The sequence below is a fragment of the Leptothoe spongobia TAU-MAC 1115 genome (assembly GCF_018739885.1).
GTDB classification, from domain to species: domain Bacteria; phylum Cyanobacteriota; class Cyanobacteriia; order Phormidesmidales; family Phormidesmidaceae; genus Leptothoe; species Leptothoe spongobia.
In genome coordinates this window covers 1-23,009 of record NZ_JADOES010000001.1, presented here as the reverse complement: position 1 = coordinate 23,009, position 23,009 = coordinate 1, and the positions used below count along the sequence as shown (strand labels likewise).

General features: G+C 47.2%; 22 protein-coding genes. 9 read left to right on the top strand and 13 right to left on the bottom strand.

Annotated features, from left to right (window positions below; all coding sequences use genetic code 11):
- Nucleotides 1-31 precede the first annotated feature (31 nt).
- Both IXB50_RS00110 and IXB50_RS00105 read right to left on the bottom strand, forming a co-directional pair.
- Nucleotides 32-742 (bottom strand): hypothetical protein, encoded by a 711-nt coding sequence (locus IXB50_RS00110; RefSeq protein WP_215606901.1) that lies wholly within the window; start codon nt 740-742, stop codon nt 32-34.
- A gap of 85 nt (nt 743-827) precedes the next feature.
- Nucleotides 828-1,841, bottom strand: coding sequence for an endonuclease/exonuclease/phosphatase family protein (locus IXB50_RS00105; RefSeq protein WP_246564007.1), 1,014 nt, complete (start codon nt 1,839-1,841; stop codon nt 828-830).
- A gap of 149 nt (nt 1,842-1,990) precedes the next feature.
- Between IXB50_RS00105 and cax the strand changes: the two genes are divergently transcribed.
- Nucleotides 1,991-3,085, top strand: a complete 1,095-nt coding sequence (gene cax, locus IXB50_RS00100; protein ID WP_215606900.1) for a calcium/proton exchanger — start codon at nt 1,991-1,993, stop codon at nt 3,083-3,085.
- Here the strand turns inward: cax and IXB50_RS00095 are convergent.
- The gene (locus tag IXB50_RS00095; protein ID WP_215606899.1) at nt 3,036-3,878 is read right to left on the bottom strand and encodes an alpha/beta fold hydrolase; all 843 of its coding nucleotides are present in this window, start codon (nt 3,876-3,878) and stop codon (nt 3,036-3,038) included. The genes cax and IXB50_RS00095 overlap by 50 nt on opposite strands.
- A gap of 109 nt (nt 3,879-3,987) precedes the next feature.
- Here IXB50_RS00095 and IXB50_RS00090 point away from each other — a divergent pair, with 109 nt between their 5' ends.
- The 3 genes from IXB50_RS00090 (at nt 3,988) to IXB50_RS00080 (ending at nt 7,827) form a co-directional block, all read left to right on the top strand.
- Nucleotides 3,988-4,800 carry an aminotransferase class IV gene (locus tag IXB50_RS00090; RefSeq protein WP_215606898.1) on the top strand — a complete coding sequence of 271 codons (813 nt, stop codon included), beginning with the start codon at nt 3,988-3,990 and terminating at the stop codon, nt 4,798-4,800.
- A 190-nt stretch (nt 4,801-4,990) separates the two neighbouring features.
- Nucleotides 4,991-6,850, top strand: a complete 1,860-nt coding sequence (gene ftsH3, locus IXB50_RS00085; RefSeq protein ID WP_215606897.1) for an ATP-dependent zinc metalloprotease FtsH3 — start codon at nt 4,991-4,993, stop codon at nt 6,848-6,850.
- Nucleotides 6,851-7,086: 236 nt separating this feature from the next.
- Entirely contained in the window at nt 7,087-7,827 is a 741-nt protein-coding gene (locus IXB50_RS00080) for a bifunctional 4-hydroxy-2-oxoglutarate aldolase/2-dehydro-3-deoxy-phosphogluconate aldolase (protein WP_215606896.1), read from the top strand.
- Here IXB50_RS00080 and IXB50_RS00075 read toward each other — a convergent pair.
- Complete coding sequence (locus IXB50_RS00075; protein WP_215606895.1) at nt 7,777-8,109, bottom strand: DUF565 domain-containing protein; 333 nt, start codon at nt 8,107-8,109, stop codon at nt 7,777-7,779. The two genes, IXB50_RS00080 and IXB50_RS00075, sit on opposite strands and share 51 nt — an antisense overlap.
- A gap of 3 nt (nt 8,110-8,112) precedes the next feature.
- The gene (locus IXB50_RS00070) at nt 8,113-10,395 is read right to left on the bottom strand and encodes a pentapeptide repeat-containing protein (RefSeq protein WP_281413216.1); all 2,283 of its coding nucleotides are present in this window, start codon (nt 10,393-10,395) and stop codon (nt 8,113-8,115) included.
- Nucleotides 10,396-10,702: 307 nt separating this feature from the next.
- On the opposite strand from IXB50_RS00070, the gene IXB50_RS00065 reads away from it, so the two are divergent.
- Entirely contained in the window at nt 10,703-11,104 is a 402-nt protein-coding gene (locus IXB50_RS00065; RefSeq protein ID WP_215606893.1) for a hypothetical protein, read from the top strand.
- A gap of 197 nt (nt 11,105-11,301) precedes the next feature.
- Here IXB50_RS00065 and IXB50_RS00060 read toward each other — a convergent pair whose 3' ends face one another.
- The 5 genes from IXB50_RS00060 to petB all read right to left on the bottom strand — a co-directional run bounded on the left by IXB50_RS00060 (nt 11,302) and on the right by petB (nt 14,991).
- Complete coding sequence (locus IXB50_RS00060) at nt 11,302-11,745, bottom strand: hypothetical protein (protein ID WP_215606892.1); 444 nt, start codon at nt 11,743-11,745, stop codon at nt 11,302-11,304.
- A gap of 62 nt (nt 11,746-11,807) precedes the next feature.
- Nucleotides 11,808-12,992, bottom strand: coding sequence for a glycosyltransferase family 4 protein (locus tag IXB50_RS00055; protein WP_215606891.1), 1,185 nt, complete (start codon nt 12,990-12,992; stop codon nt 11,808-11,810).
- A 63-nt stretch (nt 12,993-13,055) separates the two neighbouring features.
- Nucleotides 13,056-13,478: an ATP-binding protein gene (locus IXB50_RS00050; RefSeq protein ID WP_215606890.1), complete on the bottom strand. Its 423-nt coding sequence runs from the start codon at nt 13,476-13,478 to the stop codon at nt 13,056-13,058.
- 190 nt (nt 13,479-13,668) lie between these two features.
- A complete protein-coding gene (gene petD, locus IXB50_RS00045) occupies nt 13,669-14,151 on the bottom strand; it encodes a cytochrome b6-f complex subunit IV (RefSeq protein WP_215606889.1) in 483 nt (160 codons plus the stop codon).
- Between the two features lie 171 nt (nt 14,152-14,322).
- The gene (gene petB / locus IXB50_RS00040) at nt 14,323-14,991 is read right to left on the bottom strand and encodes a cytochrome b6 (RefSeq protein WP_215606888.1); all 669 of its coding nucleotides are present in this window, start codon (nt 14,989-14,991) and stop codon (nt 14,323-14,325) included.
- Nucleotides 14,992-15,395: 404 nt separating this feature from the next.
- Between petB and ctpA the strand changes: the two genes are divergently transcribed.
- Nucleotides 15,396-16,643, top strand: a complete 1,248-nt coding sequence (gene ctpA, locus IXB50_RS00035) for a carboxyl-terminal processing protease CtpA (protein WP_215606887.1) — start codon at nt 15,396-15,398, stop codon at nt 16,641-16,643.
- A 3-nt stretch (nt 16,644-16,646) separates the two neighbouring features.
- Nucleotides 16,647-17,933: an HD domain-containing protein gene (locus IXB50_RS00030; protein WP_215606886.1), complete on the top strand. Its 1,287-nt coding sequence runs from the start codon at nt 16,647-16,649 to the stop codon at nt 17,931-17,933.
- 17 nt (nt 17,934-17,950) lie between these two features.
- On the opposite strand, the gene IXB50_RS00025 is transcribed toward IXB50_RS00030, so the two are convergent.
- Nucleotides 17,951-18,685, bottom strand: a complete 735-nt coding sequence (locus IXB50_RS00025) for an MBL fold metallo-hydrolase (RefSeq protein WP_246564004.1) — start codon at nt 18,683-18,685, stop codon at nt 17,951-17,953.
- A gap of 89 nt (nt 18,686-18,774) precedes the next feature.
- On the opposite strand from IXB50_RS00025, the gene IXB50_RS00020 reads away from it, so the two are divergent.
- Both IXB50_RS00020 and IXB50_RS00015 read left to right on the top strand, forming a co-directional pair.
- The gene (locus IXB50_RS00020; RefSeq protein ID WP_215606885.1) at nt 18,775-20,214 is read left to right on the top strand and encodes a site-2 protease family protein; all 1,440 of its coding nucleotides are present in this window, start codon (nt 18,775-18,777) and stop codon (nt 20,212-20,214) included.
- A gap of 282 nt (nt 20,215-20,496) precedes the next feature.
- Complete coding sequence (locus tag IXB50_RS00015) at nt 20,497-20,970, top strand: hypothetical protein (protein WP_215606884.1); 474 nt, start codon at nt 20,497-20,499, stop codon at nt 20,968-20,970.
- Here the strand turns inward: IXB50_RS00015 and IXB50_RS00010 are convergent.
- A complete protein-coding gene (locus tag IXB50_RS00010) occupies nt 20,967-21,932 on the bottom strand; it encodes a phosphodiester glycosidase family protein (protein ID WP_215606883.1) in 966 nt (321 codons plus the stop codon). The two genes, IXB50_RS00015 and IXB50_RS00010, sit on opposite strands and share 4 nt — an antisense overlap.
- Nucleotides 21,919-22,911, bottom strand: a complete 993-nt coding sequence (locus tag IXB50_RS00005; protein WP_215606882.1) for a glycosyltransferase family 2 protein — start codon at nt 22,909-22,911, stop codon at nt 21,919-21,921. Before IXB50_RS00005 ends, IXB50_RS00010 begins: the two co-directional genes overlap by 14 nt.
- Nucleotides 22,912-23,009 lie beyond the last annotated feature (98 nt).

The window sequence follows — 23,009 nt, the reverse complement described above, 5'->3', positions numbered from 1 at the left end:
TCACAACTCCGTCCATCAACGTTACCAGACTCTAGGGATTACCTTCGCAGCCAGCGGCTTTAGTTGCCGCATAGTAGAAGCCTAGAATTAACGTCCGATTTTGCCACTTTTTGAAACTCACAGACCGTAAGAACATTAGATAGGCGGTATAGCCGATAAAGGGAGCGATCAAGAGCGGTTCTAAGGAACTTAAACGGACAGAATTGAAAAGGCTAACTATACATAGGAGCAGACAACCTAGAGAAAGGTTGCGATACATGATGTGAGAGGCGATATAGGTATCTGAAGCTGCTACAGAAGGGCTATTGTGTTCACGCAAATAAGCTTTGAGACGATCGTCCATCCAACTCGATTTTTTCGGGATGCCAATTTCTTTGCGGAGTTGTATTACTAGACGATCTTCAAGCTCTAGGGTATACGGCTGATTTGGACTTAACGTTTGCAAGGCATGGTCTCTATCCGTTAGCTGAGTACCGAAGTAGGTGTATTCATATTTAAAGAGTTTGCACAGCCGCAGAAAATATTTCCAACTGAGTCCTTGGATGGTTCCACCAACGATGTAGCTCACAAATAGTATGGTCAGTGAGATCGCAACCGTTCCACTACTCTGAATTACTGGTACCAAATCCGCCAAACTCTCAATCGGGTGATACATCAGAAATCCTGCCAAAATAAATGGCGAACCACCCACAATCGCGGCAAACAATTCAAAGGGACCAAGGGAATACTTCAGCTGCTCCATAGGATTTGATGCACGTTTTAACAGTTAGAACTTCAACGAGTAGGGGGGCTCTTCCCGATAGACAGATAGGTCAGACAATGGCAAGTTACTTCAGCGTAAACGTCATCATTAGGGGTAGGTGATCCGATGCTGTTCCAACCTCTGTTACCACACGAGTGCCATTGAGTTCGATGGTCGCTGGCGTATAGAACAAATAATCGAGCTTATGCTCAGGTGGTTGCGACGGAAACGTCGGCTGATTAGTCCACTGAGCCTTAGGTAAAGCCGATGTCAATAATTCAGACTCTGCCATGATTTCAATGGATCGGTCTCCCTCGTCGGGGCGATTAAGGGCGCTGTTAAAATCGCCCACTAATAGCACCGGATAGTCCTTGGCATAGGTTTCCGCCATGTCTCGTACAATGCGGGTTTGCTGAAACCGCGTAGGGTTATCAAATGCTTCGAGGTGAACATTGATGACCATAAGGGACTGATCGCCAATGTCCACCTGAGTCACCTGAGCCAAACGATCTAGGTAAACAGCATTATAGAAAAATGGACGACTGGCTACTTTGTCCAGCACAATGCGCTGATTTTCAGCAATCGGATAACGGCTAAGCACAGCCTGACCCGAAACGATCTTGCCAAAATGGGCCGAAACAGGCCAATAGGGAAAGGGAACATAGTTTTTGTTCCAGTTGATTGCTAAACCAGCCTTAGCCAAACCCAGACCATTCGCGAGGGCTTCCAGTTGATTGACATGGTAGGAACGTTTAGAGTCGATATCAATTTCTTGGAAAGCAATGATATCGGCATTGATAGAACGGAAGTTAGCAATCACATTTGCCAAATTGTCATCAAATAAGGTCTGAGGACGTTTCACCGCTTCTAGATTTGTTAACCCCGACAAATAGCCAATGTTATAGGACACCAGGGACAGTTGCTGCCCGTCAGCATCAGAGCTATCAACGTTATAGGTCAGGATATCCGTATAGTTTTCGCGAGGGTAGCTACCGGAAGTTGCCCAAGCGTAAAACACCACCAATGTCAGTGACAGCGAGCCTACAATTGCCAGAATCAACTTCAAAATCAAGCCGCCCTTTCTAGATTCAGTAATCATTCCCAGTAATCAATCTAAGGCTCCAACGATGACGGTCTTCAGATACCTGCACAACTTGTAAAGTTCATCCCAAGAATCATCAGAAATATCCCCCCAGTTGTCCCTCCTTTGGGTAATCTGATGATGCTCAACGATGCTTTAATGCCTCCATGTCTGTCAAAAACCTCATTTTCTTTGGTCTGCTGGTATTTGTGCCCATTTCTGCGGCGGCCCATTTCCTAGGCTGGGGGGAATTGGCCATTTTTGCCACAGCGGCCATTGCGATCATTCCGTTAGCAGGCTGGATGGGCCATGCCACCGAGGAAATTGCTGTGGTTGTAGGCCCCTCCTTAGGCGGCTTGCTCAATGCCACCTTTGGTAACGCCACCGAATTGATTATTGCTCTGATTGCGCTCAATGCAGGGTTAATCAATGTCGTAAAATCCAGCATTACCGGCTCAATTATCGGGAACCTACTACTGGTCATGGGCCTTTCGATGCTGCTAGGAGGCATCAAATTCAAGGAGCAAACCTTTCAACCGGTGATTGCCCGTATGAATGCATCGTCCATGAACTTGGCCGTGATTGCGATTTTGATCCCAACGGCGGTGGATTTTACATCTCCATCCATTAGTGAACCCACGCTACAGCGACTGTCCGTGGCCGTAGCCATTGTGTTGATTTTGGTGTACGGCCTAACACTGCTGTTCTCTATGAAAACCCATGCCTATCTATATGATGTGGGCACAGCAGCAGAGGAAGGTGTAGACGAAGAACATCATGAAGATCCGAACCTGGTTCTGTGGGTTGGGGTGCTTCTAGCAGCTACCCTGGTCGTTGCGGTGGAATCCGAATGGTTGGTGGGCTCCTTAGAGGTAGCAACTAAACAGCTAGGCCTGTCTGAGTTATTTACGGGCGTTATCTTGTTGCCCATCATTGGTAATGCTGCCGAACACGCTACGGCTGTAACCGTAGCGTTGAAAAATAAAATGGACCTGTCTTTGTCTGTAGCCGTAGGGTCCAGCATGCAGATAGCTCTATTTGTTGCACCTGTATTAGTGATTGCTGGTTGGCTAATGGGTAAACCCATGGACCTTGACTTTAATAACTTCCAGCTAATTGCAGTGGCTGTATCGATTTTAATTGCCAACTCCATTAGTAGCGACGGCAGCTCTAACTGGTTAGAAGGGACACTGTTGCTGGCAACTTACACCATTATTGGTCTAGCCTTTTTCTTCCATCCGATGATCGAAGGAATTGGTTAATCACAGTGGCGATGCGATCGCAATCCGTCCGAATCAAATCATGATCAGCTTCGAGTAATACTTCGAAACTGGCACCGGTTACACCCTGACCATAGGTTTCACAATGCCATAGGGGAATCGTCGTATCCTGGGCACCCGCAATCACCAGAGTTGGTATTGCAATTTTATGAATCTCTTGCTCGACTGTGTCGATGGCATCTTCTGGTCGTAAGCGATCGACGATAAAGGACTTCGCCACAGGCTGCTTACCAAACTCCCGTCTTGCCATGGTCACCTGCTCATAGGTCTTTTGCTGGCCTGTCACTTTGGCAATAGGTTTCAGCCCCGTTAGCACCCAGTCCACCACAGGCGTTTCCCACAAAATCGGACGCATGTAGTTATAACGCCCCACAAAGCTATCATCTCGAATTCCAGCTGGCGCAATCAGAACGAGATTACTCAGAATGGATGAGTTCACATCGGCCTGCTCAATAGCAAAGGCCGCACTGGTCCAACCACCATAGGAATGACCAAGGAGGGTGACATTTTCGAGTTCTAAGGCAGCGATAAACTCACCTAAAAAAGCCGTCTGATGCCAGATAGCGTATTTCAGCTTCGGTTTGGCCGATCCGCCAAATCCGAGTAAATCTAGAGCAATACAGCGATATTGATCACAGAGGAGGTCCATGAGCGAAAGCCACAAACTACTTTCACCTAAAAAACCATGGAGAAATAGCAACACAGGGTTATCTGGTGCGCCGATATCTAAGTAGGCAGCCTCATACTGACTCAGTTTAACCGTTGATTTTTGCACCCTTTGCCCCCTGTCCAAGCCTATTCTCATCTTCTAAGATTTGAGCAATCTTTGGGGTTCAGGCTTGATGATTTTAAGTAGCTCCTCAACTTCTAAAAATACGTGACAGATGAGCTATTGGTTTGCAGGAAAGCTATATGAGAATGAGCCCCTATCGATTGATCCCAAAAATCCTGCATTAGCCTATGGAGCTAGCGTATTTACGACAATGCGGGTTTATGAGAGGAGTCTGGAGCATCCATTGACAGCATGGAGGGAGCACTGCGATCGCATATCCCAATCTGTACAAGCCTTCAGCTGGCCCCAACCCAATTGGCAAAACGTTATTGTAGGCTGTCAAACACTGCTCACCTATCACCCAGTTTTACGCCTGACCATCCTTGCTAGTGGCCAAGAATTGATCACGGCTCGTCCTTTACCCCAGAACCTCGAGCAGCAGCAAACCGAAGGAGTCGTGGTCTGGGTTGCCCAAGGTCCTCAGTATCAACGCTGTTTACCCAGTCATAAAACCAGCAACTACCTCCCTTGCTGGTTAGCCATGCAAGCGGCCAAAAAACACGGAGCCCGTGATGCCATCTTGAGTACTGATAAAGAATGGCTAGAAACGAGTACCGGCAATCTATGGGGATACCAATCTGGTCATTGGTGGACACCGCCTCTCACTTCAGGCCTGCTGCCAGGCATTACCCGAGCCCGATTGATCAAAACATTGACTAGCCAAGTCATTACTGACCAACCCTGGACACTAGATCTCGTAGCAAAGTTCGAATGCTTGGTCTACAGCAACTGTGTGGTCGGCATCCTGCCAATCCACACAGTTCTGTTTGGGAATATTAAACTAAACTATAGTTCTACCCACGAAGGTCTAAGCGCTCTCAGGCAAATGGTTTACCGTCCTGCTATGCGCAAGCGCAACTGCTAAGCCATGTCCAAGTTAAAACCTTGAGGTTCCTTGTACAGGGAAACTTCAATTCTGGACATGAAAAAGGCTTAAGTGGAGCAACCCATGCAGAATCCTGAAATGCGTTAACATAAGTTAACAAATCTCAGTTCAGCATAGGTCAGCTCGCTGAAATTGCTGAAAATACAAACTTTTAGGAGGCTTACTCCCTGTGAATAAGCGCTGGAGAAACGCAGGACTCTACGTATTATTAGTGGTTGTCGTGATCGCACTGGCAACTGCATTTTTCGAACAACCCCGCATTGAGATTGAATCATGGCGTTATAGCCGCTTCATTAATGAAGTTGAAAATGGCTCCATTGAGAAGGTCGTCATTAGTGCTGATCGTAGCCAAGCTCGTTTTTCTGATCCAACTGGCCCCGACTCGGCTGGCAAAGATCGTCGAATTGTTGTGAACCTGCCTAGTGACCCTGGTCTCGTTGATATCCTGACTGATAACTCTGTAGATATCGAGGTTCAACGTCAGGCAGAAGAAAATCGCCTACTGCAAGTACTGAGCACCTTATTGATTCCAATTTTGCTATTGGTGGTGCTGTTCTTTGTTTTACGCAGAGCTCAAAATGGTCCTGGCAGTCAGGCCATGAATTTTGGTAAATCCAAAGCTCGTGTCCAAATGGAACCCCAAACCCAGGTCACTTTTGGGGATGTAGCAGGGATTGACCAAGCTAAGTTGGAACTGACCGAAGTCGTTGACTTCTTAAAGAATGCTGATCGCTTTACAGCTGTTGGAGCCAAGATTCCTAAGGGTGTTCTGCTAGTAGGCCCTCCAGGTACTGGTAAAACGTTGTTGGCTAAGGCTGTTGCTGGAGAGGCCGGTGTACCCTTCTTCTCTATCTCCGGTTCTGAGTTTGTAGAAATGTTTGTGGGGGTGGGAGCTTCCCGTGTCCGCGACCTGTTTGAACAGGCCAAAAATAATGCCCCTTGTATCGTCTTTATTGACGAAATTGACGCCGTAGGTCGTCAGCGAGGTGCCGGCCTTGGCGGTGGTAACGATGAGAGAGAGCAAACCCTAAACCAGCTCCTTACCGAGATGGATGGTTTCGAAGGAAACACTGGCATCATCATCATCGCAGCGACTAACCGTCCCGATGTATTGGATGCAGCTCTATTGCGTCCTGGTCGTTTCGACCGTCAGGTAGTCGTTGATCGTCCCGACTACTCTGGTCGTCTAGAAATTCTGAAGGTTCACTCTCGCGGTAAAACCTTTAGCAAGGATGTAGACCTGGAGAAAATTGCCCGTCGTACTCCTGGCTTTACCGGTGCGGATCTATCTAACCTACTTAATGAAGCCGCTATCCTAGCTGCTCGTCGCAACCTGACTGAAATCTCCATGGATGAGGTTAACGATGCAATTGATCGTGTCTTGGCTGGTCCTGAGAAAAAAGATCGGGTGATGAGCGAGAAGAGAAAGTCTTTGGTCGCTTACCACGAAGCAGGTCATGCCCTAGTTGGCGCATTGATGCCAGACTATGATCCGGTACAGAAAATCAGCATTATTCCTCGCGGTCAGGCCGGTGGTCTCACTTGGTTTACCCCCAGTGAGGAACGTCTGGAGTCTGGTCTTTACTCTCGTTCTTATCTCAAGAACCAGATGGCAGTAGCTTTGGGTGGCCGTCTAGCTGAGGAAATCGTTTTTGGAGATGAGGAAGTTACCACGGGTGCTTCCAATGACCTCCAGCAGGTAGCTCGGGTGGCCCGCCAGATGGTAACTCGCTTTGGTATGAGCGAAAAACTTGGTCCGGTGGCGCTGGGGCGTCAGCAGGGTAATCCCTTCTTGGGCCGTGACATCGCCACTGAACGTGATTTCTCAGAAGAAACAGCTGCCGTTATCGATGCAGAAGTTCGTAGTCTGGTGGATGTTGCCTATAGCCGTGCCCAGCAAGTTCTAGTTGACAATCGTGGTGTCCTTGACCAGCTCGCAAGCATGCTAGTGGATAAGGAAACGGTTGATTCTGATGAGCTGCAGCGCCTGTTGATTGAAAACAATGTCAGCATGGCCAGTATTGCTTAGATCTTAAACCAGCGTTTCTCAGTCTGACTCCTAGGAGATTTGACATCTAAAGCCGCAGGGTAGCCTGCGGCTTTTGTTTTGTTTGCTGTTTTGTTACACGGATTGTTGCTTTTGTTAGCACTGCTTACAAAAGCAACAATTTCTGTATTGCAAATTGGTCTAAAAGCCTAAGAGGTTCAAACAAAAATGATGGGTACCTGCACAATGGTCGTAGAACTAGGCCCTCTTCACAGGTTATGACAGCACTACATTCAGTTCATCCTCGTCCAAATTTGCCGCATCCTGTCGAATATCAACAGCGTTGGCTCAAAACCTTACGTACCCATCGAGTAATTGCGGTTATTAGGGCTGAGACAGTAGAGAGTGGTCTCAATATGGCCTTGGCTGCAGCTGAAGGCGGCATTCATTTACTCGAAATCACTTGGAATAGTTATCAGCCCGTGGCACTACTGCAAGCCATTCAACAGGCCATACCCCATTGCACAGTAGGTGTTGGAACAATTTTGACTGAGGAGGAATTGCGAATTGCGATCGCAACGGGTGCTCAGTTCTGCTTTAGCCCTCACACATCATTAGCTTTGCTAAATCATGGTCGTACCGTTCATATTCCTACGGTAGCAGGAGCTATGACTCCCACCGAAATATTAACCGCTTGGGAAGCGGGGGCCACTAGTGTAAAAGTATTTCCCATCAAGGCCTTTGGAGGAGCTACTTATCTACAATGTTTACGAGGCCCCTTTGGCCATATTCCCTTGATTCCATCTGGAGGTGTAACGGTTGAAAATGCCGCCGAACTATTAGCCTCTGGCGCAACAGCAGTGGGGATTTCTAGCGGATTGTTCACCGATGATCATGTCCGTCATCAAGACTGGAAAAGTATTCAGAGACAGGCTCACCAACTCACTCAAATGATCGAATCCATGGCCTTAACTACCGAGTTTAAAGGCCTCAACAAACAGCCCATAAACCATTCCTAGCTTGAAAGAGTTGAGTATTTCCGGTAACACCGTACGTTGGTCCCTGGTACGAGAGCGGTGATACAGCCAGCTAATTAACTCAACCATTGCCACTAGAATGGCCGAAATCAGAATATCGATCTCCGCTGTTTGTCCTGCCGTTGCCGCAATTGCGGTGGCAAAAAAATTCCCAAATAGCAAGCTAATCACAGCCAAAGAGATACGACGCCAGGGATTAAAGATCCACTGACTAAAGCGTTGACCCGCTTGCTCCACTAATGTGCTCAGTCGAGTACGTTGCATGGTCTATCCATCATCTTCTTGGGCTTGCACTTGCTGACATGAGGGATGAATTCCGCCCTGGGCACAAATGTAGTTTAACTGGCGACTATCCAAGTTACGCACATGGCTAAAATTGACACCCTGAAGATGATTAGTGGCACTCACCTGTGCCTTAGGGGTGATAAAGCTGCCACTAACATTGCTGCCATCATGAAAAATTGCACCAGCCAAGTCAGCGTCGGTTAAATTTACGCCAATTAAATTAGTCTGTCTAAGATCGGCCTCACGTAAATTTGCCTGTCTCAGATCAGCTCGATTGAAATTAACACTGTCGAGATTCGCACCTTGAAAGTTGGCGCTGGACAAGGTGGCCTGACTAAAATCTGATCCAATCAAATTAGCTCCAACCCAGTCTGACTGGGTTAGTATCGCTTTTTTCCAACTACTATGGGACGCTTCGATGCGGTTGAGCCTGGCCTGGCTTAGATCAGCTTTATCAAAATTGGCCTGAGTCAAATCTGCTCCCACTAAGTTGCTGCCTTGCCAATGGCTTTGAGATGCATTGACATTAACAAGCCGAGCGTTCGTTAGCTGTGTCCTTTCTAGGTTGCCATAGACCAAGTTGGCATCTGTCAGGTTGGTACGACGGAGATTGGCATTGGCTAATTGTGCTCCTTGCAAATTAGCTTTCTCCAAACTTGCAGCGACTAGGCTAATCCCACGGAGGTCACTAATCCTATCGTCAAAGGAATCAGCTTTGCCATCAGCACCCACATCAAAGAAACTCGCACCTGCCAGGTTGGCCTGACTTAAGTTGGCTCCCTGCCAACTTGTCCCTGCTGCCAATAATCCTGGCTGAATGAGGCGAAACGAACGATCCGCATCATGGTAGAGGCCTAAGTTAACACGGTCAAAATGAGCATTGGCTAGTCTATTGCTGTAAATCGTCAGTAACTTTGCGATCGCACCCTGAACCACATGACGCTGCTCTAAACGAACTTGACGAATCTCAGCAGATAGTGGTTGCTGCAGATCACTTTCCAGGACATGACCCAATGCCAACAAAGGCGATAGACTATCCAGCCCCTGACTCACCAACGCCTGTTGAATCGTAGTTAGGGTTTCTGGCTGTGAGCTTTGGCTCAGTAAATCCGTTAGATATTTAGCCGTACGAGGATCGTCTACTTGAGCCAGCATCAAAATAGCGGCACTGTAATCCCCACCAGACTGAATATTAGCCGAGAGAGCTTGGGTGGTCTGTAAAAAAACATCCTCCTCCAAATGTCCCTTAGCCGATGATTGAGTGAGCCGACCAAACCCAAAACCAGCCACACAAGCCAGCACCATACCACCGCACACTAGTACCCAGGAAAGTTGACCAGATAACGCTGATTTAGGCCGTTCAGCAAGCACTAAGCTATTACCAGACGTCCGCGAAGCACGCGGAGCTAAAACCACCGATGTCAGATTGCCCTCATCTTCAGTGAGCCACCAATCATCATCATTGGCCGTTTCACCATAGAGTTGTATCGCGCCATTGCCATGAGATAGAGCATCATCCGATAAAACGCCACCAGACAAGAAATCATTATTAATAGGCAGAGAATAAACCAAGGGTTCGCTAGATATAGGCAAATACCCAGCCGTTTTCATCGTTACGCGGGTCTTGGCCACGCGATCATGCCATGGGCGACCATTTGCAGCGAACGCCGTCATGCCTTCAACCATGGCCAATAGACCAATTACAGCAGGAGTCAATGCTCCCAACGAAATATTCGTGGCAAACATGATTCCCGCACCAATCCCGACAGAGACTCCCCAGCGGAAAAATTCGCGCATCAGGACCTGTCTTGGCTTTAGGTACCCACCAGCCGTCGAAATCACCTGAATACCTAACCATCGTTTAGCCCAAGTACTCCCCGTACAACTCAACTGTATGAGTTGCCCTCCAGTAACGACCACAGGCGCTATCAATGCAATTGTCCAGAGAATGTTGGTGGCACGCGGAACTGTCTGATGCAGTTGATGGGGCGGTATTTGAGCCATACGGGCCCATCCCTTCTGGGCCAATTTCACTAAAGGATTTAGAGCAACATCTTCCTTAGGTTGCTCAAAGGGCCTCTGCTCCGTTAAATTCTCAGATGTTTTTTCAATAGGTGAAAGTATCTGAGTGTCTCTCACCAGCTCATATTGTCCCAACCCCCAAGGTACTGCAACACTCATAGCTACTAAACCAATCTCTAATCCCCATGCCACTAAACGTCTGCAACCCAGCCTAGCTAAACGCGTTCTTGGGATAGGTACCATTGAGTTCTGCGCATTCATGATCTGCTGAGCCATTGAGAAACCTTGCTGTTTTCAGTAAGCCTACGAGCTTTATCCCAAGTTCATTAGGATAAATTGCCTAATTGTCACCATCAATCAAACCTAAAAATCCTGGTAATACAGGCTATACGACAATTCCACTTTATTAATCTTCAGCAAACTGGCACATACCTGATCGCGTTAGCTGTATCCTGACACTAGTATTGAGATATACATCCTGAGGGATGTTATTCAGACAAAGACCCAGTGTTCTCGTAAGGCTACCCTATAAGTTGCCGAGGTGCTATCGATGAAAAATATTGCCACAAAAAACATCGCTTCTCTGTTAATTGCTGCCACTATGGCTGCTGCACCCACCGCTGCTGTTTATGGTCAGTCAGCAACGGAAATTAGCGGCACCAGTGGTGGTCCTCAAACATCTACCGAATGCGGTTTTGTCCCCGCTCAGCCTGACTATTCTTTCAACATCACTCAGCCCACTGCTTCGGTATCAATCGCAGTAACAGGCAGTAATGATTACACATTACTGATGGTCGGGCCTGACAATAACTCACGCGAGTGCATCCTAGCCCATGATTTTGATGGAGGGACAATTCAATCTCGAGGCTTGTATAAAGCAGGCACCTACCATCTATATGTTGGAGATATTGATGGGGATAGCGCTCCTTTTACGCTGACCATTCAGCAGTAAATCTTTAGTCACCCCAATTTGATGACTCATGTCAGCCAAAATACCGCCCATGAATTTTCATCGGCGGTATTTTTATGAATTACATCAGATTAAAAATCTTACAAAACTAACTAAGATCTTATAAACCACGTCCAAGTTGAAACCTGTAGTTTCTCCCACGGTAAAACTCCAGTTCTGGACGTGGATAAGGTTTAAAGCTAACTATCGGCAGGTGGCAAAACTTCCACATCTATAATAGTTGTTGCCTCATTGGCTTCGGCAGTATCGGTTCCGACAGTATCTACATCTACAACATCCACATCAATGGTGCCTTCAGGTGCCACTCTAACAAAGGTGCCATCCTTGGCCTGCAATGCTACTCCACAGTTGGGACATGACATAGGCATCATGGATTGGAACCCAGTCAGAGGCTGTGAGCAAGATGGGCAGGCACCTTCAACTAGGTTCCGTTTGAGCCAGAACTGAGCGCCAACAATCAACAGGATAGGTATTGAAACCAACAAAACAATCAGGACCAACAAGGATTTTAAAAGCCAACCAATCCCTACAGTGGTCATTAACCCAAACCCAATGGCCAGGGTTAACCAGCATCCCATGCCAGAAAAGTTGAGCTGTAACTGCCTAAATCCGTTGGGAGTCATTCTGTCGCCTCCTGCGTGGCCTTTGAGCCTATATTTTATAACCTTGACTCACCGTCCGACCTCTAGGTTCGCAGTCTGCTTTTGAACTGACTATTTTCTTGAGATGCAAGCGGCACAAAATCTTCTAAAAGCTTCCTCAGTTGCCCTGTCAAAGCATCCTTACTAAATTTTGCTAGGGTTTGGTCACGTAACCAAATGCCATCACAACGGCGATCGTCACCTCGTAACGCTTCTATACAAGCTAATGCGACGGCTTCAGGATCCCGATGGGGCACACGCCAGCCTAGACGACCATCCTGCAGCGGATCAGCAGAGCCATCGTTATTACCTGAAATCACTGGAATACCACAAGCCATAGCTTCTAGGTAAACAATACCAAACCCCTCCTGAGAAGGCATGACATATACATCGGCTAAACGATAATGTTCGACAAGCTCTACGTTGGGCACAAAGCCTGCAAATACAACACGGTCGGCTACACCCAAATCGTTAGCCAACTGAGCTAGCCTAGGCTGATCATCACCACGACCAATCACAAGATATTTAACATTGGGAAAGGAATCTGAAATCTCAGGCAATGCCCGTATCGTTACATCCACCCCCTTATACGGATCTCCTTTCCACAGGCGAGCAACCGTCATCAAGACCCTGGAATCTGAGAGGTTGTAGCGCTGCTGTAGTTCTAGATTTGCGATCTCAGGAGTAAATTCCTGTGCATCAACGGTACAAGGCAGAATTTCAATACGGTTTGCCTGCAACTGATTGGCCTCAGCTGCTAAGTTACGGCTGTAACGACTAATGGTCCAAATGCGATCAGCCGCTCGCAATGCATTTCTTTCAGCAGGCTTTAAAGGGAACCAGACTTCCTTACCATAGGTAAGCACGGTATAGGGCACATGGGCCAATCGCGCTAACTGCCTCACCATAGCAGCTAAGTTAATATGCCCACAAAATAAGCAGCGGGGACGCTTCAGCAATAAGTGTAACCCCAAAGATAAGGTCAACCGAATGCGGTCAACCATTGGCCGCCCTGACTGGAAACAATGGAAATTAAAACGCGATAAAAACTCAGGCGGAATATCATCTAGGCTGTCACGCAACAGAAAAATAGTCGCAGTCCCAACGCTATCTAAGCCCGCATAGGCCATCAGCACGTCCTTGATGTAGGACTGAATTCCCCCTTCACAACCAAATACTTCAATAAAAACAAATGTATCTTGTGCCCATGGGCCACGAGCTAATTGCATCTGCAAAGCCCCAGTTTTCTATAAGCTCTCTAGACTATCTGGTATCTATACTTCATAACGTCTTTACGATGCTGCCGAACATTTAACAATTCGTAGACAGTTACGCCCCAAATCATTACGTTCGTAATCAACGTTATCGGCCAACCGGCGCATTAAAAACCAACCATAACCGCCTACTTTGAGTGTTCCTGGCTCTGGCTCAACCAATTGGGTAGGATCAAATGGTCCCCCCATATCCCAAACTTGCACTTCCAATTTCTCCTGCCAAAGCAGTAGATCTATCTCAATGGGAGTTTCTGTCGGCAACTCAGCATGAGCATGCCTCACAGCATTGGTAAACCCTTCTGCCAGTGCTAGATTTACTTGATCGAAAACTGACTCAAGCCATGGCAGCTGTGATGCAGAGCAAAAATGATCAAACCACTGCTGTACTTGAGTTAGGTCTTCTAGCCTACTTTGAACTATCAACTGATCTTGCTTTAACATGTCCGACTAACCGGCACGTTCGCACCAATAGTTTGCCCGAAAACAACTGAAAAATCGATAGATGCCTCTAAATGGGTAGGTGTCTTAGCCGTATCTTGACACATTAAAAAGCTTCTTGAAAATTCGCATACATACAGCGAACATTCAAGAAGCTAATGCTAGTAACCTGCTGCGAAAGAAAAGTCAATTTCTAGAACAGGCCTAAAGTCAAAGCCTTATCGATAGGAAGAGCTGCACCAATACCCAACCAAAGAGTAGTCAAGGTACCGAATAGAAATACAGCTGTTGCCACTGGGCGGCGGAATGGATTCTGAAACTTGTTAACACTCTCGATGAAGGGAACTAGCATCAAACCAAGAGGAATTGCAGTTTGCAAAGCAATACCCAAGAGCTTGTTAGGTACAATCCGAAGAATTTGGAATGCAGGGTACAGATACCATTCAGGAAGAATCTCAAGAGGTGTCGCAAAAGGATTAGCGGGCTCACCTATAACCGCAGGATCTAACACAGCCAGTGCCACACAGCATGCAATACTACCCAGAATTACCACAGGGAAGATATACAGCAAATCGTTAGGCCAAGCGGGCTCACCATAATAGTTATGCCCCATGCCCTGCTTCAGTTTCTCTCTAAGTTGAGGATCACTGAGGTCAGGCTTCTTAATCGTTGCCATAGCTCAAATCGTCTCCTAATTTACCTCTAAACAGAATGCGCGACCTGGTAAAGACAGCTTAACCCTGAAACAAAGATTGAATATACAATCAGCAATCAACTAAAACATTTAAAAGCTATCAAAGCTGATGCAAACTGAAGATAAGGCTCAGGGCCAAGCTGGTTCAAATCCTTACAAAGGGCCGGAAATACCTTGCTTACGAATCATCAAGAAGTGAGTCAGCATAAACACAGCCATCAGCCAGGGCAAAACGAATGTGTGCAGACTGTAAAAGCGAGTCAGAGTAGCCTGACCAACGCTTTCTCCACCGCGAATAAACTCAACCATTAAACCGCCTACAACAGGAATTGCACTGGGCACACCAGATACAATCTTTACAGCCCAATAACCAACCTGATCCCAAGGTAAGGAATAACCAGTAACACCAAAGGAAACTGTGATAGTGGCCATAATGACGCCAGTCACCCAAGTCAGCTCGCGGGGCTTCTTGAAGCCGCCTGTGAGATAAACACGGAAAACATGCAAAATCATCATCAGCACCATCATGCTGGCAGACCAACGATGGATGGAGCGAATTAGCCAACCAAAGCTAACATCAGTCATCAGGTACTGAACTGAGCTGAAAGCCTCCACTACAGTTGGCTTGTAGTAGAAGGTCATAGCAAAACCAGTTGCAAACTGGATAATGAAGCAGACCAGAGTAATACCGCCAAGGCAATAGAAGATATTGACATGGGGAGGCACATACTTACTGGAAATATCGTCGGCGAGTGCCTGAATCTCAAGACGCTCATTAAACCATTGGTAGGCTTTAGAGTCGGTGACTTGCTTAGTAAACATGAAGCGCGGATATAAAAATAGATCTATGCCGTTACTAAAAAATGTAACACAACCACCCTTTAGAAACTGCCTATTTTCAAACTTCTCTACCCTGTTAAAGCTGTAGCGAAAATAGCTTAATCACCCAGAGAATAGGTCATTGCCAAGATTTTTAAGTAGTTTGAACATAGACAAATGGCAACCTAGACGATCAAATTACATGACTGAGAAAAGTTTGCAAAAATTAATTTTGTATCGATAGACTAAGGCGTCTATGAATTACGATCGCAAGTGTAGAAAGGATCACAGTATTCTGAGGAAGCCGCTATTCTGACTAAAAGGGACGATGACAGATGTCCTGATAGCTCTTAACGACAGGATTGCCTTTTTAGTTAAGTAGCGGTGTTTTTGAGCTATAGCGAAGAATGAGAAAAACTGGGCTGCTACGCGTAGTTCTTGTAAGGGGTATCTGCGCGATATGTATCGCGACAGTTCTAAGTTTTGGGTGTGCCAATCTGCCAGCTTTTGCTTTTACAGAACAGCAAAAGCTGGTGATGGAAGTTTGGCGCATTGTGAATCGGGCCTATTTGGATGAGACCTTTAATCATCAGAACTGGTGGTTTACTCGCGAAAAAGTACTTAAACGTTCGTTAAACACTTGGGAAGATGCTTATCAAGCGGCTCAAGCAATGCTGCAAAAGCTGGATGACCCTTACACACGCTTTTTGCCGCCGGAGCAGTATCAAAGTCTACAAACCAATACGTCTGGAGAACTTTTGGGAGTAGGGTTGCAAATTGCTAAGGATGACGATAATCAGCATTTACGCGTAATTGCTCCCATTGTTGGTTCTCCAGCAGAACGGGCAGGGCTATCACCTAGGGATGAGATTGTCGCTATCAATGGTGTTCCAACAGGATCCTTTTCATTGGATGAGGCGGCGGCCAGAATGAGAGGCCCAGCAGGAACCATTGTGACTTTGGGAATAGAGCGAGAAGGGACTGAGTTGTTTGAAGTAAACCTCACCCGTGAACGCATTAACCTTAATCCAGTGTTTTCAGAATTGCGTTCTGAAGACACTCAAAAGATTGGTTACATTCGTTTGGGCCAGTTCAATGGCAATGCTGTTGAGGATATTCGAGCAGCACTGACCAAGCTAGAGCAGCAAGGCGCGGCAGGTTATATTTTGGATTTGCGTAACAATCCAGGCGGTTTATTGCAAGCAGGGATTGAAATTGCCAGACTCTGGTTGGATGAGGGCACCATTGTCTATACGGTCAATCGTCAAGGGATATTGGAAAGCTTTGAAGCTGGGCCTGAAGCCTTGACACAAGATCCTTTAATACTTCTGGTCAATGGAGGCACTGCCAGCGCCAGTGAAATTTTAGCCGGGGCTCTCCAAGAAAATAAACGAGCCCAACTAGTAGGAGAAACGACCTTTGGCAAAGGACTGATTCAATCTTTGTTTGATCTGCCCCATGGCTCAGGTCTAGCTGTAACCGTTGCTAAGTATGAAACTCCTAACCATAACGATATCCATAAGTTGGGGATCACTCCAGATCAAACTATAGCCACTGAACCCCTGACCCGTGAGCAGTTTGCTACCAGTGAGGATAGTCAATATCAGGCGGCGGTTCAGATGTTGATGAAAGCCTTAATGCCGTCGATGACATAAGCTGTGTCGCCTAAAACTCGTACGTATCATGATCCTCTCCATGGCGCTATCACCCTAGATAGTGCTGATCCAGTTGAGGCACTGCTGATTGAGCTCATTGATACGTCGGTTTTTCAGCGGCTACGGCGTATTCGTCAACTGGGGACAGCGAATATAACGTTCCATGGTGCAGAAAGTTCTCGGTTTACCCATTCTTTGGGGGTAATGGCCATTGCTCGACGGGCGTTTGATCGTTTGGCGGCTATTTATCCCATGCTGGGTAAGTATCGGGGAGCCGTTCTGTGCGCAGCTCTGCTGCACGATGTGGGGCACGGTCCCTTTAGCCATACTGCTGAGGAGATATTTGGTGGTCATCACGAGTATTGGACGCTGCGTATTCTGGAACTATCTCCTGAAGTGCGTGGGCTTTTGGATACTTTTTCTAGAGGCCTACGGCTTGAGATTGAGCAAATTTATAAGCATGAACATCCGGTGCCTTGCGTTTGGCAATTGGTATCGAGTCAATTGGATTGCGATCGCATTGACTATCTCATGCGCGACAGCTACTTTACAGGAGCCTCCTATGGTCAGCTGGATCTTGACCGCATCATCTTGGCCCTGGACTATGATCCAGCCAGTCAGCAGCTAATCGTCGCCAAGAAAGGCCTGGGTGCCATTGAGCATTACCTAGTGGTGCGCTACTTTATGTACGCTCACATTTATAATCACCCCAAAAATCTAGTCGCGACCTGGGTTTTGGAGCAGGCTATCAAGCGAGCAAGAAAGCTCCTCGCAGCAGGGACTCTAGAGGCTGACACCACCATGACCAGCTGGTTGAGTAACAAGGTCGATGACCTCCCTTTGGGACAATACTTGGCTCAGGATGACTATGTGCTGCACTATCATCTCCAGCAGTGGCAAAATCATAGTGATCCGCTGCTTGCAGACCTATGTCAGCGCTTTGTCAATCGTCGCCTCCTGAAGGCTACAGACATTAGTCATTACACTTATAAGCAGCAAACGGACATCCTCTCAGCAACGAGGTGTCAAGCCTATGGTCTTGTCCCAGAGACTGAAATTTACGTGGGCTTACGTCATATTCGTAACCGGGGCTATACCCTCTACCAACGAGGTATTAAGCTCAAAACCCGTGAGGGGCTAGTACCCATTAGTCAGCTATCGCCCTTAGTTGAGACCCTACTTCAACCCTGTCATCAGACTTGGTTATTGCATCCAGCTGATCTGCCAGTGGGTGAAATCTTGAAGACGTTTAACCCGATGCCTGAGGATAGCGTGAGTAGTAGTCTTTAGTTCTCAACTCCTTCCCTCTAAAGCAGCGCTTGGCTCTTGGACAGTTCCTGGAGGTCTAGACTCGCCAGCTTGTCATAAGCCTGCTCAATGTATCGTTTGCCTCGGAGAAAACCAGTATTAGCACCTGGGCATATATAGCTTAGGGTTTGGGGGGTGAATTCATCTAATAAACGCTGGATATGCTGGAGCTGTCGGGGCCAGTGAAAAGTTTTAGAAACCCGTAAAGGTGTAGCACCTCCCTGACGAGTAGGTAGGATATGACGCCCCGTAAAAAGGATGCCACTATGAATGGCACTATAGAGACAAATCGAGCCAGGAGAATGCCCAGGCGTCCACAGTAGTCGATGCTGAGGTGTGAGCGTTCGCTCCCGGTGAAACGGGTTGGTATCAACTTGGGGTAGCAGATACGCCTCTTGCTCTTGGAGAACTACCTCACAGCCCAATTTTGATTGCCAGTCACGGACACGGCTACTGCCACCACGGTGGGTGATGACCAGCCATTCCACGCCGCCCTGCTGAATCAGAAAGTCTACATTAGTATCATTCCAAGCAGGACAATCAACTAAAATATTGCTGCTTAAACCACCATCTGATAAGACCTCTATGAAATAAGCTGTCCCACCCAACGTTTCACGATTCGGTGGAAATGCATGGATCCTTGAGTTGGCATCAAATATCGGTTGGGGTAATTTTATGGTCGTTCGAGTGGTTTCGTTAATAGCAGGTTTACTGCCTGGGTTTGAAGTAGACACCAATATCTCCAAAGATGCAATTGCCTCTAACCCTCTGGCCCACCTGGTATCTTAAATCAGGGCCCTAGCAGGGGTTGCATTGCGGGTTTATGACATTTGTATTGTTATCGATTTTACTGGGAATTTTGACTTACTGGGTCATTCGTCGCGGTGTAGCGACAATGACGCGCTCGCCTGTCTGGCTGTTGTGGCTGATTATTATGACGCCAATTTTGGCGTTAACGGCATGGGTCCTAAAATATGGTCGCTATGCTCCGCCCAATCTTTTGATATTGTCATTGTTCGTTATCTGTCCCTTGGTTTATACGTGGGTAGTACTATTGGGACGACGCCCCCAAGACGAGATGCCCACCGTGCCTCTTCCTAGAGCGCGTCCGTCTCAACCGCCGCCGATGTTGATCAAGCGGGAAGAGGAAGAGCGTTTGCGGGCATGTTTCCCTTGGTCCGTGTACTTTTTGCAAAAGATTGAACGTCGTCAACAGATGATGGTTTGCCGAGGACGGCTCAAAGCAACACCAGCCGTTGCGCATAGTACTGTACAGCAGAATGTGAGATCACAATTTGGTGAACAGTTTTTGGTGGTCTTACAGGAAGAACGTAATGGACACCCTGTTTTTACCCTGGTCCCTAATAAGCGTCAGCCAAAGTCTTCCGAGAATAGTGGTTGGTTATTATCTCTGGTGCTATTTATATTGACCTTGGGCACTACTACCCTGGCAGGATTGCTCCTGGTCGGAGAATTATCAATTCCAGAACTGCTTTCTCAGCCAAGGCTGCTGGTTAAAGGGTTGGGCTATAGTTTGGCGGTCATGGTGATTTTAGCGGTGCGTGAACTAGCCCACTACGCTAGCGCACGTCGCCATAAGATTGCGGTAACTGCTCCATTTTTTATTCCTGTCCCTTACTTTCTAGGTACCGTAGGCGCGTTTGTGCGCATCAAAGCCCCTGCCCCCAACCGTCGGGCATTATTTGATCTGGGCTTAACGGGTCCCCTAGCCGGATTTATTGTCAGCCTACCCATTGTGATTTGGGGGCTGGCCCATTCCCAGGTGGTGGACTTGACCGAAGCATCTAGCCTGTTTAACTTTCAGTCCTTAGATCCCAAGGGTTCAATCTTACTAACCCTTCTAAGTAAGCTGGCATTGGGAGATAGCTTACAGATGGATCAGGCTATCTACTTGCATTCAGTTGCGATCGCAGGCTGTTTAGGATTAGTCCTAACAGCACTCAATCTTATGCCCGTGGGTCAACTAGATGGGGGCCACATTGTCCATGCCATGTATGGCCGTTGGGGGGGCGCAGCCATTGGCAATATTGCCCGTGTATTAGTCGCAGCCATGGTTTTTATCCAGCCAGAATATTTGCTATGGGCGCTACTCCTGGTATTTATGCCTAGTCGAGACGATCCCGCCCTGGATGATTTGAGTGAGTTAGATGGCATACGTGACATGCTGGGACTTTTAGCAATGGCACTTCTCGTATTGATTGTGCTGCCTATGCCGCAGAGCATCAGTAGGATTTTATTTTGATCAGGTCCAAGCTTTGAGCTGTTAGACAAATTTGGCTAAAGGTAGACCAAAGACTAGAAAATAATTAGGCCTCTGAGAATTCATTGCTTAACTTTCTGGCAAAGGTAGCCCTTGACGTGAATTATGGGTTGCTCTTTAAGTATCCGTTTGAGGGACGTGTTAACGCCCTGCGAGTAGATCTACACAGGTCAAGAACACTTATCCATAAGTTCATGATGGCCTTCCGTACATTCATCCAATCGGGCTGTAAACGTAACAGACAGAACAACTTTTGCCCGCCCCATGTCATCGTCTCCAGCCCCAAAATCAACTGTCAATTTTTTCACGTCAGCCATACTGCTCTTTGGCGGCAGCTTTGGCGGAACTCATCTAACCGCTCTAGTCGCCCCTTACTCTCATCTGAGTGGTCTTGTCGGTTTTCTGATGTTTCCCATCGCTTTTATCAGTGGAATGCAGTTATGGCCTTGGGCAGGCATGGCTCTTGACAATATTCGTACCTTAGTAAGACAGGTTAAACGCTCAAAACAGCCTAAAACCCGACGTTCTCCAGAAGCTATTAGCTCATTTACATTTATATTGACGTCAGTAGCTACATCGCTACTGGCAGGGGTCATACTCACCCCGCCTGCCATGCAGACTGTCGTTGAGCCTGGGTATAAAATTCTGATTACAGCAGGCACCATATACGGTGTGATTTGCTGGATACTTATCCAGCTAGGCTACCTACGACATGCTGATGTCTATTCTGGAGACTAATCCGTCGATAAGGGTGCACCGGTCTCTCTAGAGAACAATAAGACTGACTTGACAGGGCGTTGTATTGTTTGACCCATTTGATCCAACCGCCCATAGTAAGACCGAGGTTGGACACCATCTTCTATATCTGACGCTCCTATATCTGGCCATGAGGCATAGAGTGATGATGAGCTCCCGCCATCCAAATTTAAGGCCTTTTGAATCCCCAAGCTAGCCATAAATGCAGATAGTTCAGGTAGGGTCATCCCACCAGAGGGGGTGATCTGTGCCACCATCACCCACACCAGAGTGCCGTCTTGTTTAATCCCAATGGTGCTACGAGCATTGCGCTGTTGGCTACCAATGGCATCACGGATAAGCGTACCGTCAGCGTAGTCAGTAAACCCCTCTGCTTGGGATGAGTCATCTGGTAAAAGCTGGGGACCTGCCCCCAGGGCAGAATGAAGCACACAATTATCGGGAACAGGCCCCTGATGGAACGTAATGTCGTAACGAATCGCTTCACCACAGTCATAACGGCGAAACTCCGAACGATTCAGAATCTGCTCCATATAAACCGCCAGATCGGAGTTGTCTAGTAGCCTTGAATTATCACGAGGATCGGCAACTAAAGAACCATCAACTGTAATAAATGAAGTGGTTTGAGCATTATTTGGATCAAAAAAACCACCATTGAGCACTCCTAGAGCCTTAGTCTCAACTGCAAATTCTTCTACCGTTTTTAACCCTTCATCCACGGCTACGTCCATTGGATAGTTCGGGGGAATCGTCACGATATGGACATTGGCAACAGCGGCGGCATCATCGGGCCAATTTTCTACAGTGAGTTGAGGTCGCGACACAGGTGCCTGACTCACATCGATAGGCTCAAGCTCTATAACTGGCGGTGTCGAACATTGGGTGAGCCCCAGGGCAAACCCTAGAAAAAGAGATAGCTTTCTATGTTTTTTATCTCGCTGCATTACGCACACGTTCGCTGTAGTCCTGAGGTCGTATTTGGCGAAATCCTTGAAATGCTAATTGACGTAGACCTAGGGGTAAATAAGATAAGGCCTGGCCCAATTTAGCTTTAGACGATAAAGGCCCCTGAGCCGCTAATTCCTGAATTAGCTGTCGTCCCCGCTGAGACTCACCTTTTTCGATTAACCGCATTGCCAGCACCTGTTTTAGACCGTTGAGTTTAGCGTGACGAATAGATTCTAAATCTGGACGCTCGTTAAATCGATAACTCTCCAGACAAAAAATCTTAGCAGACAGAAAATGAATATCTTGTCTTAGACTGGTTTGACCGCCGTGAAATCGATATTCCATTAAACGCTCAGGGATAAAATACCCGGTTTTGCCAGCCGCAGCTAAACGCACCAATAAATCAAAATCTTCGCAACCATCGGCCTCAAAACGCATAAAGTCCACCTCCTTGAGACAGGCTTTACGAAAGAGCGTAGAACCCACCTGCAAGCTTTGATGGACAAAGGTTTCCTTGAGTAAGTCATCGATCGCAGCGTCAGACAAACGATCTTTGCCCCATTTGGCTGAGTTAGCCACTGTGGCAGCTTCATCCCGTTCATGGTGGGCATTGATCACCCAATGATCGGTGCAAACAAAATCCACACCTGGCTGCTTGTCCATGATGGCAACAGTACGTTCTAAAAAGGTGGGAGTTAGCGCGTCATCATCATCAAATTTGATGAAATACTTTCCTTGGGCAGCTTCGTACCCGGATCGCATGTTACGACTGCGCTTGATATTTTGGGGTTGACGGATATAGCGAATACGCGGATCATTCCACTGGGCAACCACATCAGCGGTGTTATCAGGAGAAGCATCATCACAGATAATCAGCTCAAAGTCGCCGTAGGTCTGATTAAGGACACTATTCACTGCATAGGGCAGAATGTTTGCCCGATTGTAAGTAGGGATGCAAATACTAACGTTAGGCACAACCAGAGAATTTCTATATAACTCAGATCTTGCACCCGTCTCAAATGAGACAGTAGTACATATAGATTAACCAAAATAGCCCAATTTCTGAGAAAACA